Below are 13,504 nucleotides of genomic sequence, written 5' to 3'. Positions count from 1 at the left end.
CTTCGCCGATGCGGTCGCCACGATGGCAGGGATGGGTGTGACCCGGTTTGCCGAGGTCGGGCCCGACGCGGTGCTGACCCCGATGATCGCCCAGACCCTCGACAGCGCGACCACAATCGCTCTGACCAGACGAAACAGTGCGGATCCCGCGACCATGCTGACGGGTCTCGCCCGGTTGCACGTCACAGGTTCGGCGGTGGATTGGACGAGCTATTACGCCGGCGCCGGAGCCACGAAGGTAGACCTACCGACATACAACTTCCAGCGCCGCCGCTTCTGGGTCACGGGCCCGCTGCACACAGGCGGGGCACATGCGCTCGGTCTGCGGTCCACCGAGCACCCCATGCTGGGCGCATTGATGGCGCAGCCGGAGAGTGGGGGCGCCAGATTCAGCGGCCGCCTGTCCACGGTCACCCATCCCTGGCTGGCCGATCATGACGTGCTCGGTACCGTGCTGCTGCCCGGCACCGGATTCGTCGAGCTGGCCGTTTACGCCGGAGGCCAGGTCGACTGTCCGGAACTGGAGGAGCTCACTCTTCTCGCGCCGCTCGTGCTCCAAGGGCATGGCGGAGTACAGATCCAGGTGATCGTCGGTGACGGTGACGAGTCCGGTCGCCGACGGCTCGACATCTACTCGCGCCGTGACGAGGACGATCCGTCGGTCCCGTGGGCGCACCATGCGCAAGGCACCGTGAGCCCGAGCGGAGAGTCCGACGAACCGGAAGTCTTGGCCGACTTCGCTCAGTGGCCACCGGCCGGTGCTTCCGAGATCGGTTTGGCAGGCGCTTACGACGAGCTCGCCGACAACGGATACAACTACGGGCCGGCTTTCCAAGGGCTGGTGGCACTTTGGCGCCGAGGCGAGGATCTCTTCGCGGAGATTGCTCTGCCCGAGCAGACCGCTACCCAGGGCTACGGCATACATCCGGCACTGCTCGACGCGGCCATGCACGCACTGCCCTTCGGACTTCGGCGGGGCGTGGACGAGGACACCGAGCGGCCGACGCTCGTTCCCTTCGCTTGGTCTTCGGTGCGTTTGCACGCCGACGGCGCCCGGCGGGTGCGGGTTCGGTTGACCTGGTCGGATCAGGGGACAGTTGCCCTGGCGATGGCCGATTCCGATGGCGCGCCACTGCTTTCCGTAGGGTCCCTCGCGTTGCGCCCGTTGTCCGCCGACCTGCTCTCGGCCGCGACCCGGTCTTCGCGGGACTCGCTGTACGAGGTCGCTTGGCGGCCCGGTCCGGAGCTGCGATCCGTGGCAGGCGTCTCCTGGGCCGAGTGGGGTGCGGCGGAGTCGGCCTCGGTCTCGCTCTTCCGGCCCCCGGTCGACGGCGTGGAAGTGCCGGTCCGGCTGCGCACGGCCTTGCACCGCACGCTCGGCGTCATCCAGGAGTTCGCGCGCGAAGAACGCTATGCCGCAAGCACTCTGGCGGTGATCACCGACTCCACCGATCCGGCCGCGGCCGCGGTGTGGGGTCTGGTGCGCGCCGCGCAGGCGGAGAACCCAGGGCAGATCGTGCTCATCGAGGCTCACGCGGAGACAGCGACGGATCATCTTGTCGCCGCGGCGATGTCGGGCGAACCGGAACTGGCTGTCCACACGGATGGGGCACGGGTGCCGCGGCTCACTCGTGCCGCGTCGCCCGAATCGGAGCGGCAGGCACCCTGGGATTCCGAGCGGACCGTGCTGATCACCGGTGGTACCGGCGGGATCGGTAGCCACCTCGCCAAGCACCTGGTGAACGCGCACGGTGTGCGGCACCTGCTGCTGGCAGGCAGGCGCGGACCAGCAGCCGCCGAGGATCTCATCGAGGAACTCGATGCTCTCGGCGCCCGGGTTCGCGTAGTTGCCTGCGATGTCACGGACCGTGATGCGCTGCGAGACCTGCTGGCCTCGATACCCGCGGAGCATCCGCTCGGCGCGATCGTCCACGTGGCTGGTGTTGCCTACAACGGGCTGGTCGATACCTTGACGCCGGAGCAGATCGACTACTCCCTCGGTGCCAAGGCCGACGCCGCCTGGTACTTGCACGAGCTCACCCGTGACGCCGGGCTGTCCGCCTTCGTGATGATCTCCTCGGTGGCAGGCTTGATACTGCCCGCAGGTCAGGGCGGCTATGCGGCGGCCAATCTGTTCCTCGACGCGCTCGCGACCCACCGTCGTGTCGAAGGTTTGCCGGCCACCTCGCTCGCCTATGGTCTGTGGGACATCGAAACCGGACTCTCGCAGTGGCTCAGTGAGGCCGACCGGCAGCGTATGCGCCGCCAAGGTCTGCCGCCACTGGCTGCCGACAAGGCGCTCGAGCTGTTCGACGCGGCATTGTCCACGGACCGTCCGGTGCACGTTCCGGTCGAGATCGACCTTGCCACGTTGCGTGCTCAGGACGCGGTGCCCGCGCTGCTGCGCGACTTGGCCAAGCGGACCGGGCGGCGGCAGAGCGCTGGAACACAGGATGCGAGTGCGGTCCGCAGGCGACTGGCACAACTGTCCGAGCCAGAACAGGAACAGTGGCTCCGGGCGCACATCCTCGAGAACGCGGCGAGACTGCTGGGACATGAGAGCGCTGAGGCACTCGATCCCGAGCGGGACTTCCTCGAATCGGGGTTCGACTCCCTGGCTGCCATGGAGTTGCGAACCGCCCTCAACGCTTCCACCGGCCTGACGCTGCCGACGGCCGCGATCTTCGATCACAAAACGCCGGCGGCACTGGCCCGATACCTGCAGAAGGAGCTCACCGCAGACTCACGAACCGACCACGAACCAGGTGGTGCGGACGACTCGTTGTACGGGATGTTCCGTGGCGCGGTAGCGTCCGGCCAGGCCGACAAGGGTTTCGCTTTGTTGCGGGCGGCGGCGGAGCTGCGCGAGCAGTTCTCGTCGGCCCACGAACTGGATCGACTGCCGGTGCCCACGCGAATCGCCACGGGTTCCACCCGGCCACGCATCATTTGCCTCGCTCCGCCTCTGGCCACCGGCGGCGCGCATCAGTACGCCCGGATCGCATCGCACTTGCGAACTGCCCGTGACGTTTTGGCGCTGCCGCCGATCGGTTGCCGGACGGGAGAGCCACTGCCGACAACGCCGGCGGCGGCGGCGGAAGCAGTGGCGCGCTCCGTCTTGGAGGCGGCGCAGGGAGATCCGTTCGTTCTGGTCGGATACTCCTCGGGCGGCCTGTTGGCCTACCTCGTCACCGAGCACATGGAAGCGGCTGGTGGCCCAGCGCCCGCCGCGGTGGTCATGGTGGACACCTACAAGGTGAACGACGACAGTGAATGGCTGCTTCGGGCGATGTTCGAACACATGGTGTCGGCGGAGGGTACGTTCGGTCGCTTCGATCAGGCCCGGCTGACCGGGATGGGCCGGTATGTGCAGCTCCTGAAGGAGATGGTGCCCGGCTCCGTCGCCACGCCGACGTTGTTCATCCAGTGCGCCCAGAACTTCCTGGGGAGCTCATCGGATCGCGTGAACTGGCAGGCCGAACCGTGGGATTCGACGCATACCGTTGTTTCGGTACAGGCTGACCACATCACGATCCTGGAGGACGGCTCTGCGGATGTCGCCGAAGCGATCGAGGATTGGCTCGAGAGCTAGGAACAACGACCGGGTGGGCGACTTGCCCACCCGGTCGGGCCTGTCGAACGCGGTAGAGGTGCGGTCGACGTGCTGGATCAGCTCGACAGCGCTCGAGCGCAGTGATCGCGGATCAGCTGCCCTACTGCTTGGCAATTCGCATCGATGAAGAAATGACCGCCCGGAAATGGTCTCGCTGAGAAGCTTCCAGAGGTGTGCGAGCCCCATACCTCGATTTGCGCGAGACTCGCATCGGGGTCACGATCGCCGGCAATCGCGACGATAGGGCTGCTGACCATCGCGTCCGTACTGCACTCGTAAGTCTCGATGGCTCGGTAGTCGTTCCTGACGATGGACAGGATCAGCTCTCGGAATTCGGGATCCTCGAGCAGCGCCGCTGGTGTACCGCCGAACTGCAGTAGGTGATCACAGAGTTCTCGATCACTCAGCAGATGCATTCGCAGTTCAGGTTGCGCCGCCGAAGGCGCGCGCCGACCGGAGGCGAACAGGACCCGCGCGCTCGCTCCCAATTCCCGCTCGAGTCGCCTGCATGCCTCGAAAGCTACGACAGATCCCATGCTGTGCCCGAATATGGAGAAATTCTCGGCGTCCTCGACAGCTTCTCTCAGCTCGGGAAGCAGGCCGTCGACGAGGCCTGAAATGCTACCCACGAGCGGTTCATGCCTTCTGTCTTGTCGTCCCGGATACTGGACAGCGAGAACGTCGTATTCGGATCCGATGCACTTGGCCAATGGTCCGAAAGAGATGGCGGAGCCGCCGGCGTGCGGAAAGCAGAACAACTTGTGGGATCCACCTCCGGGGGAGGGGGACAGGCGACGTAGCCAGCTATTACCCATGGGGCGGGAAGCCTTTCGTTATGGCACGGATACGCACCACCGCCGGGTGCCGGCGGTGGTGCGCCTCGAGGGCTAGGGCTCGCGAGCTAGCTGCTCGCCGGTGTGTGCCTGAGCCGCACCACCGAACTCCAAGGCTGCCAAGCATTTTGGATCGGCTTGCGGGGATCCGGTTGCGGGAAGAGCGTCATCGGCTTCATGAACCAGGGCAGCCGGTGGAACCGGTGCGCCGCCGAGGCCAGAGCTTCCACCTCGTCGGCCGTCCAGTCGAGGTCGGCGAAAAAGCGCAGCGGATCGACCGGACCGAACTGCCATGGGGCGTTGGCCAGCAGTTCGGTGGTCGCCTTACTCATTCGCTTGAAGATCGCTTTGTTATTGACATCCAATGCCCACCAAGCGATTTCAGGGCGAGCCAGCGCGGCAGCCAAGCCAATGACCTCGTCGTCGGCGAGGTAGTAGATCAGACCCTCGGTGAGCACCAGCGCTCGCTGCGCACCCGCGAGGGCCTCGTCCAGAAACTTTTGCCGCGCTGCGGGATCGGCGAGATCCACCGCCGTGCGGGTCAGCGCGCAGCGCGGCGACTCCCCGGCAAGCAGCTCGTTCTTCTCGTCGACCAACGCGGGGAGATCCGCCTCTATCCAAGGGAATTCGGAGGGCAGATCGAGCCGGTACGGTCGGGTATCCATACCTGCGGCCATATTGAGCACCCGATCGCAGCCCTGCTCGATGGTCTTCATGATCAGGTCGTCGATGAGTTTGGTCCGGGTGACCAGATTCCAGCCGTTGTGCATCAAGAGCGGGGTGCGGCCGGCTATGGCGCGGCCCCGCTCACCAGCGACCCGGTCCGCGAGGGGATCGCGGAAAAGGGCGTCGGGGCGGGCGGATTCGACAGCGCGGAAGGCGGCCACCCAACGGGCGGTGTCGGAAACGTTGGTAACTAGTTCAGCGGTTTCGGCCACCGGAGCAGTCTTGCACAGCGAGCGAGACGATGCTCAATGGTCGGATTGCCAGAAGTGCTGGCCAGCGGTGCCCAACTCCCGGAAACGCCGCGGCCGGCCACACGCGTCCGCAGGCATGCTCGCGCTCGCGGCGGCAGCAACACCGGCCGGTGCGTTCGTTCGGCGGCGATCCGGCAGCGGGCCGCTGAGGCTACTGAGCCGGGATCCGGTCTTCTGCCGAAGGTCGGCTGAACCTGATGGCGTTGTGAACGTTCCCAGTGTGGTCCGAGTTGGTCGGGCGGCGTCGGCGATGCCGGTTGATCTCGGGGTTCTCTGCGCGGTTCGGGGTTGTCACAGCCCATCGCGGCCAGCGCCCGTTCGTACCCGTCAGTAGATCGGCAGCGACTGTGGTTAATCACAAAGTATTGCCGATAACTTTCTGGATCGCACGAAACGCTGGCTCGAGACGGGTCGGATGCTGTTTCATCATGGTGCGCTGGGGCTCGAGCAGCGGCGGGAAGGAAGGCGAGATGTCCACAATGAATTCCGCGCCGTTGTCGACGATGTCGGGTACGGCCGGTCACCTCACCCGCGCGGGACGTGGGCTCGCTTTCGCGGCGTCCGCCCCACCCATCGAGCCGAGCCGTCGACGTTTCGGTTCGGCCGCCGCGCACCTCGGCGAGGGAGCGCGTGGCCCGGGATCTCACTGACATTTCTGGGTTGCTCCACCTATCCCACAGAAAGAAGGACGGCTGACCAATGCTGCCCACCCGAGGATCGCGGACCGCTCTGTCTGCTCTCGTATTAGCGGCGAGCGCTGCACTCGTCGCACCGACGCCGACCATGGCAGCGCCACGGCCTGCTGCGGCACAGCAGGCCGTTCCGGCGATCGCGGAGAACGTCCCCTCCGAGACGCTGGCCGCCCTGGCGCCGACGATCGTCAGCGCCATCTCCGCCCCCGGCGTCATCGCAGACGGCGGACAAGCCGCGATTCTTGCCCAGGCGCGGGTCCTGCTCGCCACGCCCGGCATCCCCGCGCAGGTCAAGGCAACCTTGGAGAGGGTCATCACGTTCCTCGACGGTAGCGGTGGCGGTGGCCCCGAGCTCCCGCCGTCGGACGGTCCGCGGATCGCCCAGTTCCTCTACCCGACCATCGGCAAGGGCTGCATCGGCCCGAGCTCCGATTCCGTCGGCGCCGCCCTGGCCGTCCCCGGCCCGGCCGAACTGCCGCCGCCGGGGCCGAAGGCAGGCCAGACCGGCTTCGTCTTCACCGCGCTTGGCACCAAATCCCCTGCGGTCGTGCAAAATACGCCGCTGACTGTGCAGTGGGTCAACCTCGACAACCGTCGTTCGGGTGTCCAGCCGCTCACCAACGAGTCGGAGCTCAACGCCGACGGTCCCGCCACGCTGTCGGCACTGGCCGACACCGGCTCGGGGCGCGTCGCCGCGGTGATCTCCGGCTCGCTCACCACGACGACCGCCGATTCCGGCGCTCGTACCTGCACCTTCGCGCCGACCCTCGGGTTCTTCACCGTCGCCTGAGTCGACGCAACGTATTGGAGTTAGTTCTATGAAATTCGCCGCTCCCGGCTTGGTCAGCGGGCTGGCCGGCGCGATTCTGGGGGTGATCGCCGTGCTAGGCATCACCACTGGCGCGCAACAGAATTCGATCCCGTCGCGCGAGACGACCGCTGACCCGGGTTCGTCGCTGGCCAACACGCCGTACGGCAGCCGATGAGGAACGGGCGCAGGACCATCGCCTGCTTCCTCGTCGGCCTCGGCGCGCTGCTGCTCGTGGCAGCGGTCATGATTCCCAGCTACACCGTCGGCAAGGTGGCCAAGACGCCGCTGGACTTGCGGATCACCACGATCGCCAAGAGCGTCCCTGGCGAGGAAAGCCTCGTGCTGGACTCGAGGTCGCTGACTTCGCCGGAGGGCTCGGCCAAGATCGACACGAACGTGCCGATCGTCTCGCAGCGCTTCGTCACCGTCGAAGAGCCCTCCGACGCCGACCAGATGACGCTGCAGGCGGGCCAGACGCTGCGTCGTGACGACCGTGAGGGCGACACCGGCCTGCTCACCGCCTCGATCGACCGTGTCACCATCGATCGCAAGACGGGCGAGCCGGTTCCGATGTCTCCCAACGGTTCCATCGCCGTCTCCGTCGACAGGACGGGCGCCTCGGTGGCCGACCCGTTGCGGCGCGCCGGTCTGCAGTACCGCTTCCCGATCGGCACCGAGAAGAAGTCGTACCCCTACTTCGATCTCAACGCCCGCGCCACCTACGACATCGAGTACGTCGACGAGTCCGAGATCAACGGCGTGCCGGTCTATCACTTCCGCCAGACCATCCCGGTCACGAACATGTGGGACGTCGTGCAGGCGCCGACCAACAAGCTCACCCTCCCCGCCACTAAGTGGGGCCTCGAAGGCGAGGAGCCGGTCACGATGACCCGCTTCTACACCAACACCCGCGACCTGTGGGTCGAGCCGAAGACCGGAGCCGTCCTCAGGGGCGGCGAGCAGATTCATCTGTTCTACGGTCGCAGCGCGGACCGGGTCGACGTCACCGCGCTCAAGTCCCACATCGTCTTCGACGAAAAAACCATCGAATCCCAGCTGGCCGTCACCCAGGAAAGTCTCGACAGACTCACCCTCTTCAGCCAGACCCTCCCCATCGCCCTGGCGATCCTGGGCGCTATCGCCCTCGTCGCAGGCAGCGTCCTCGGCGTCCTGAGTGGCGCATCCCGCGGCCGCCCGGTCGGCCGCCGAACCGAAAGGTTCTAGCGGAACCTATGACCACATAGCTCCACCATCTCGGCCTCCCGTGTCCCACACCGGAGGCCGAGGTGTTTCCAGTTCCGAACCGTCGGCAGGCCGGCGGTCCGGCTCCGGTTCTGCCTGCTGCGCAGGCACGAACGCTTCAGGTAGGCCGATCGACGTCAACTGCCGAATCGTGGCTCGAAGATGCATCGGGGCGTCGATGTGTAGCTCAACAGCGCTGGTACACCGCCGAATCGCCGGAGTGCGGTGACCGGGCGGGTGGGGAATCCGCTCGATCTGCGCATCCAGTCAGCGGCCGAGTCGGCTGGGGACCATGGTCGATGGTGGTGGTCAGGCGGCGGGCGTGTGGCCATGCCTTGGCGAGTGCGAGTAGCTGGCGCAGCTCCGCGGTGAGGTCCCGTGCGCCCGGCTGGACTTGGTGTCGGGGCGTGAACCGGCTCGTGCTCGGGGGGTGCCCGGCAGCTTTGGTGACAATGGCCTCGGCGATGTGGCGGGCATAGATATGTGGGTCCCCGGCTGTGGCGGCCAGATCGTCAGGGCTGTCGCTGTAGCGCTTGAGATGCAGCAGGCTGTCGCGGATCTCGACCGTCATGCGGTGCAGGCGGATGGCCGGGTCTGTTCGGCTGTGGTGGTCGCGCCGCATCTCCAGGACGATTTCGGGTATGGCTGCGGTGAGATCGGCCCACATCGGCTGCAGGCGGCGGCAATATCGGCCGGTGCGGTCCCATCCGATGTGGGTGAGCAGGGTGCTGATCAGCGGCACCGTGACCACGGCGGCAGCGCCGACTGCCGAGAGTAAGAAGCCGCTCCATGCTTTCCAGTGCATCTCGGGATCGAATGACGGTTGGCCTGTCATGACACTGATGGCGGCCTCGAGCGGGTACACGACTGCTATGGCCCCCAGGCCGACTATGGTGCCCAGGAGCGCTGTGTACAGTGCACGTTCCTGCCAGGTGGTGGCGCCTGCGGCGCGCATCTCGCGCACACTTACCCGGCAGCCGAGCAGGGCTGTAGCGCCGAGTGGCAGGGAAAACGCGACCCAGACCACGACAGCCGGCCAGCCGAGGGCTTGGTCGATCAACTGGTCGGCGTTGCGGGCGGGCGTCCCTGCGATCAGGATGACGGCGGTGGCGGTGATCGCGACGAGGTAATAGCGCCACTGCCTGCGCCACGTGTGGGCGGGATCGGCGCCGGCCCACAACTTGACAAAGCCGTAGATATTCGAGACGGCTAACACGGTTGCTCCCAGAGAGAGCTGTCGGGCGATGTTCACCACGTCGCTGTCGTCGCCGGGTAGCAGCCAAGCCAGTGACTGTTCGAACCATGCCTCCCGCAACAGGTATTCGAAGAGACCGGCGACGAGCGCGCGGTTGATGAGCCGGTCGACGATGCTGTCCCGCAACAGCCACCACCGACCGGCGAGCACCAACGTCATACATGTCAGGACGGGCCAGGCGAACAGACCCGGGATCGGGGAGGTCATCTCAGCGGTACCGGTTTCGGAAGAACGTCGAGCGGAACCGGCTCGCCGACCGCTTCGGCAGCATCGCTTCGACCAGCAGCAGGTCGGCGAAGGTCTCGGCGGCGTGCTCGCGCTCGCTGCCGTAGTCTTGGCGGCGCAGTACGCTGCGGATGGATTCCAGCGACAGCGAGGGCATCAATTCGCGCAACGACAGATCAGCCGCGGCGCCACCGGGACGGCTCGCAGTCCCCCCGTGGCCGAGCAGCATGTGACCGATCTCGTGGGCGATGATGTGATCGGCATGCCATTCGGTGTCGGCTCCGTACATGATCACGTCGTCGTCTTCCCGGGCGATCCACAGGCCACTTCCGGTGCCGCATCCGTTCCCCGAGAGTGCGCCGACGTCGATCGGGCACAACGTGATCGGCCGTCCCCGATACTCTGCCACCCGCGCGATGTATTCCGTTATGTCCCATGGGTGGGGGATCGGTACCAGGCGACCCAGTTCCTCGAATCGCGCGGCGAGATCCTCCATGACGCCTTCCCTCGTTGATCACGGTGACCTATGCCGATATTGCGGTGGGCGTAGTCGCCTGCGGAGCATGCTGGTGGACAGTCTATTTCGCAGGCAAATGCTGGACACCTACAAGGTGTTTCTCCGGCCGTGGACACACCGCCGACATAACGTGGTGCCGCCGGCGAGTGCGCGCGCAGCAGGTAACCGAGCCGGGGCCCGGCCGGGAGGGGATGCAGCTGTCGTCTGTCGGATTCCGCCGCGTCGGTCGTCTAGGAGTCGGATTCCGGCGTTCGTCCGGCGGAAGAGGGCGTGGTGAGCGGGTGTCGCCCCATAGTTGGTCCGTCCGTTCCGGAGAAGGAGAAAGAAATGCTGACTGTTCTGCCGATCAGGTACGTCTCGGATGTGCAAGCGTGCCGCGAGTTCTACGCCGGTCTCGGTCTCGCTTTCGACGAGGACGCGAGTGTCAATGTGTGGGCGCAACTTTCGGCTGGCGCCGGGGCGGTCGGGTTGCACGACTTCTCGGTGTCGAAGGGCCGCCCGGCCGGATCGGTCGAATTGGGGTTCGCGACCGACGAAAAGCTCGAGGTGGTCGCGAGCCGGTTGCGTGAGCGGGGCTACGACTACGAGATCTTCGACGAGGACTTCGGCCGCAGCCTCCGGGTCGTCGATCCGGACGGCGTGACGGTCCAGATCCAGGAGATCGACATGGACGTCGCCAGGTCCTCCGAATCCGCTCTGGCGCGTACGGAAGGTGAGTGACGGGCCGTAGCCTGCCGGCGACCTCCCACCGAGTGCGGCCTATCGGTCCATCGGCCATTCCGGTCGAAGTCGGAATGGCCGATGCCGCAGCCGCCGAAACAGCTTGGTGGAAGCGGAGATCGGTCCAGAACTGGCGACGAGATCGTCCCCGATCGAGGCATGGACAGCTCCTCGCCGCAGTGCATGACGGGGTTATCCGACCAGGTCCAGTCCAGGCAATCGGGATTACATGTTGACGTTCAGTGTTGATTTGTAACATACTTCGCCCGGTTCGATGATGATGGGCAGGAGGTGTGTCGGTGACCGACACCGGCCGGGTGGCGCTCGAGAGTCTTCGTGATGCGAGTCAGTTCACGAGTCAGTTCAAGTGGTATGTCATCCCGCTCCTGCTGCTCGTCATCTACGTCTACGCCGTCGAAGTGGAGCGGCGGAACTGGAATGTGCTGTTCGCCGGGCTGGCGTTGTGGGGCGCGGACTGGTTCAACGAGATCTGGAACGCGCTGGTCTTCCACTTCACCGATCGCGCACCGGTGTGGGGTGCGGCCGGGCCGACCGCGTATCAGATCCTCATCGGTCTCAATATCGAGATCTGCTTCATGTTCGCGATCATGGGGATCGCGGCGGCGAAGATGCTTCCGCCGCGGGAGACCCGGATCTTCGGCCTGCCCAACCGGCCGGTTCTCATCGCGGCCAACTCGGCCGCGGCGGTCGGCATCGAGGTGCTGCTCAACAAGGCCGGTGTGCTCACCTGGGAATGGTCTTGGTGGCAACCGAGTTTCCCGTTCCTCATCTGGCTGATCGGCTACGTGCCGTTCTTCGCGGCGTGCTTCTACGTGCACGACCTGCCGTCCGTGCGGTCCAAAGCCCTTGTCGTCGGCGCGATCTTCGGCATCGATGCCATCGCCCTCGTCGCTTTCGGCGCTGCGGGGTGGCTGTGATGTCCCGGCGCGCCATCGAGCGCACCGCCGTCATCGCCGTCATCGGGCTGGTATTCGCCGGGATGACAACGCATTCCGTGACCGTGGCCGACCCTGGTTGTGCGCCGGTGGGCACGGTCGGGAGCCCGGAAGTCGCGGTCGACGAATCCACCGCCGGTCTGGAGGCGCTGGCTCCGGCCGCCGTCGACCTGCCTGAGCAGGTCTGGTTCCGCACCACCGCGGAGTCGTTCAATCGGCGTTGGACATTCGCCACTCGCGAGGGCAATGTCTACGTGAAAGAGGCTGCCGCCCAGGCTGGTTGGCGCACCGTAGAACTGCCGGGCTGTTTGGCCGGTCGAGTCGCCGGTGTCTCCGCCGACGACGACGAGGTGATGGCGATAGACCGCGACGGCCGGTTCTTCACCATGGACCACGCGCTCAGCGCGCCCCGAGACTGGAACTGGAGCAGCCGCTACGGCACGCCGTTGTGGACCGGCCCGGGAAACATACTGCCACCAGGCACACTCGCCTGGTCCTGGTCGGTGCTCTCGCCCAACGAGGACCACGTCTGGCGGGACACGGCGGGCAATGACCACCCGGTCGGCGGGGCGAAGGTGTCGCACGTGTTCGCGCTCACCCACGGCGGACAGCGCATCCAGTACGTCGACCCGTGGCTGCCGGTGGATCACAGCTACGAGATGGCCACGCCGTACGGCGGCCGGTTCCAGGCGGTGGCGCTGTCGACGAGCGCGTCGACCTCCCTCGTCGTCAACCGTTTCGGCGACTTCTACACGCGTCTCTACGATTTCGACATCTCCGGCGCCGACAAGGTGTTCTTCCGCTACTCCTACGAAGATCAGCGCGGACTGCCCGAGGCTCCGGACATGCTCGCGGAACGGGTGGACAACCGCTACGCCGCCATTCAGCTGCCCGCGCCGGACTGGGAGCGACAGCCGAAGGTGCCGGGTGAGATCACCGACCGCATCTCCGTCCACAAGACCGGTCCCGGCTCGTCGGCGCGGGAACTGCGGGTCGAAGGTCGCGACGGTGGTCGGAACGGTTTCTGGACGAAGCGCCTCACCGACGCGTCGTGGACGTTCGTCGCCACCGATCGACCCCTCGTGGGGGCCGTGCTGGAGAACTCGCCGACGGACCGTTCGACGGACACGCTGGCGGCTCCGTCGCCGTACGACTACCAGGGTGTCTCGCCGCAGGGATGGAGTGCGCGGGTGCGCGCCTTCGATGTGGCCGTGACCCCGACTCCGCTTCGGATCGAGTTCGGCGATGGCGGTGGGCTCGGCCTGATCCTGCACACCGTCGACGGACTGCGCCAGACGCCGCAGCAGCCGGGGATCACCGATCAGCCGAGGCATTTCGACGGGACCATCGAACTGTCACCGGATGCGCTCGCGGGTTTGGACGCGCAGTCCGCCGCCGCGCGCGATTTCGCGCGAAACATCCTGGGCGGGAAGCGTTTCACGGATACTTCTGTCGCCGTCACCGATGCCGGGTTCCATATCGCCGCGTTGGATCTGACGTTGAACCGATCCTGATCGGGCCGAACAACTTTCGTAGTGCCCTTGGCCTGGCGCTGAGTTCGGCCTTCGGGATACGGGGCGTGCCGGTCATCTCTCCTCCTACTGTCGACGACTTCGACATGGAGACACCGGCCGCACCGGGGTTGTGGCCCCCGCACCGGACC

Annotated in this window: 11 protein-coding genes; 7 read left to right on the top strand and 4 right to left on the bottom strand. The window is 66.2% G+C overall.

Annotated elements, in window-relative coordinates; all coding sequences use genetic code 11:
- The first annotated feature begins 31 nt into the window (after positions 1 to 31).
- Entirely contained in the window at positions 32 to 3,592 is a 3,561-nt protein-coding gene (locus ACRWNM_RS32335; RefSeq protein ID WP_431971940.1) for a type I polyketide synthase, read from the top strand.
- Positions 3,593 to 3,669: 77 nt separating this feature from the next.
- Here ACRWNM_RS32335 and ACRWNM_RS32330 read toward each other — a convergent pair whose 3' ends face one another.
- Positions 3,670 to 4,428 (bottom strand): thioesterase II family protein, encoded by a 759-nt coding sequence (locus tag ACRWNM_RS32330; RefSeq protein ID WP_431971939.1) that lies wholly within the window; start codon positions 4,426 to 4,428, stop codon positions 3,670 to 3,672.
- An 86-nt stretch (positions 4,429 to 4,514) separates the two neighbouring features.
- Entirely contained in the window at positions 4,515 to 5,384 is an 870-nt protein-coding gene (locus ACRWNM_RS32325) for a class I SAM-dependent methyltransferase (protein WP_431971938.1), read from the bottom strand.
- Between the two features lie 738 nt (positions 5,385 to 6,122).
- Between ACRWNM_RS32325 and ACRWNM_RS32320 the strand changes: the two genes are divergently transcribed.
- Genes ACRWNM_RS32320 through ACRWNM_RS32310 form a run of 3 tightly spaced genes read left to right on the top strand, consistent with a single transcriptional unit; the run spans position 6,123 to position 8,150 of the window.
- On the top strand, positions 6,123 to 6,905 hold the full coding sequence (locus ACRWNM_RS32320; protein ID WP_431971937.1) for an Rv1157c family protein: 783 nt from the start codon (positions 6,123 to 6,125) through the stop codon (positions 6,903 to 6,905).
- A 28-nt stretch (positions 6,906 to 6,933) separates the two neighbouring features.
- Positions 6,934 to 7,101 carry a DUF2613 family protein gene (locus tag ACRWNM_RS32315; RefSeq protein WP_431971936.1) on the top strand — a complete coding sequence of 56 codons (168 nt, stop codon included), beginning with the start codon at positions 6,934 to 6,936 and terminating at the stop codon, positions 7,099 to 7,101.
- Positions 7,098 to 8,150 (top strand): DUF3068 domain-containing protein, encoded by a 1,053-nt coding sequence (locus ACRWNM_RS32310; RefSeq protein WP_431971935.1) that lies wholly within the window; start codon positions 7,098 to 7,100, stop codon positions 8,148 to 8,150. Before ACRWNM_RS32315 ends, ACRWNM_RS32310 begins: the two co-directional genes overlap by 4 nt.
- Positions 8,151 to 8,355: 205 nt before the next feature.
- Here the strand turns inward: ACRWNM_RS32310 and ACRWNM_RS32305 are convergent, their stop codons facing one another.
- Positions 8,356 to 9,630, bottom strand: coding sequence for an MAB_1171c family putative transporter (locus tag ACRWNM_RS32305; RefSeq protein ID WP_431971934.1), 1,275 nt, complete (start codon positions 9,628 to 9,630; stop codon positions 8,356 to 8,358).
- A gap of 1 nt (position 9,631) precedes the next feature.
- Positions 9,632 to 10,144, bottom strand: a complete 513-nt coding sequence (locus ACRWNM_RS32300; protein WP_431971933.1) for a hypothetical protein — start codon at positions 10,142 to 10,144, stop codon at positions 9,632 to 9,634.
- 348 nt (positions 10,145 to 10,492) lie between these two features.
- Here ACRWNM_RS32300 and ACRWNM_RS32295 point away from each other — a divergent pair, with 348 nt between their 5' ends.
- From ACRWNM_RS32295 to ACRWNM_RS32285, 3 genes are all read left to right on the top strand, one after another.
- Positions 10,493 to 10,885: a VOC family protein gene (locus ACRWNM_RS32295; protein ID WP_431971932.1), complete on the top strand. Its 393-nt coding sequence runs from the start codon at positions 10,493 to 10,495 to the stop codon at positions 10,883 to 10,885.
- Between the two features lie 299 nt (positions 10,886 to 11,184).
- Positions 11,185 to 11,823 (top strand): hypothetical protein, encoded by a 639-nt coding sequence (locus ACRWNM_RS32290; RefSeq protein WP_431971931.1) that lies wholly within the window; start codon positions 11,185 to 11,187, stop codon positions 11,821 to 11,823.
- Positions 11,823 to 13,355 (top strand): hypothetical protein, encoded by a 1,533-nt coding sequence (locus ACRWNM_RS32285; RefSeq protein WP_431971930.1) that lies wholly within the window; start codon positions 11,823 to 11,825, stop codon positions 13,353 to 13,355. Before ACRWNM_RS32290 ends, ACRWNM_RS32285 begins: the two co-directional genes overlap by 1 nt.
- The last annotated feature ends 149 nt before the right edge of the window (positions 13,356 to 13,504 follow it).

Origin of the sequence: Nocardia sp. bgisy134 (assembly GCF_965341865.1) — a bacterium.
Classification (GTDB): domain Bacteria; phylum Actinomycetota; class Actinomycetes; order Mycobacteriales; family Mycobacteriaceae; genus Nocardia.
Note: the sequence above shows the minus strand (reverse complement) of the source record. Positions and strands in the feature narration are given on the sequence as shown.

Bases quoted from the DNA above. Each gene is read 5' to 3' on its own strand.
- ACRWNM_RS32330 (WP_431971939.1), bottom strand. From the start codon at position 4,428: ATGGGTAATAGCTGGCTACGTCGCCTGTCCCCCTCCCCCGGAGGTGGA.
- ACRWNM_RS32300 (WP_431971933.1), bottom strand. From the start codon at position 10,144: ATGGAGGATCTCGCCGCGCGATTCGAGGAACTGGGTCGCCTGGTACCG.
- ACRWNM_RS32335 (WP_431971940.1), top strand. From the start codon at position 32: ATGGGTGTGACCCGGTTTGCCGAGGTCGGGCCCGACGCGGTGCTGACC.
- ACRWNM_RS32305 (WP_431971934.1), bottom strand. From the start codon at position 9,630: ATGACCTCCCCGATCCCGGGTCTGTTCGCCTGGCCCGTCCTGACATGT.
- ACRWNM_RS32320 (WP_431971937.1), top strand. From the start codon at position 6,123: ATGCTGCCCACCCGAGGATCGCGGACCGCTCTGTCTGCTCTCGTATTA.
- ACRWNM_RS32315 (WP_431971936.1), top strand. From the start codon at position 6,934: ATGAAATTCGCCGCTCCCGGCTTGGTCAGCGGGCTGGCCGGCGCGATT.
- ACRWNM_RS32285 (WP_431971930.1), top strand. From the start codon at position 11,823: ATGTCCCGGCGCGCCATCGAGCGCACCGCCGTCATCGCCGTCATCGGG.
- ACRWNM_RS32310 (WP_431971935.1), top strand. From the start codon at position 7,098: ATGAGGAACGGGCGCAGGACCATCGCCTGCTTCCTCGTCGGCCTCGGC.
- ACRWNM_RS32295 (WP_431971932.1), top strand. From the start codon at position 10,493: ATGCTGACTGTTCTGCCGATCAGGTACGTCTCGGATGTGCAAGCGTGC.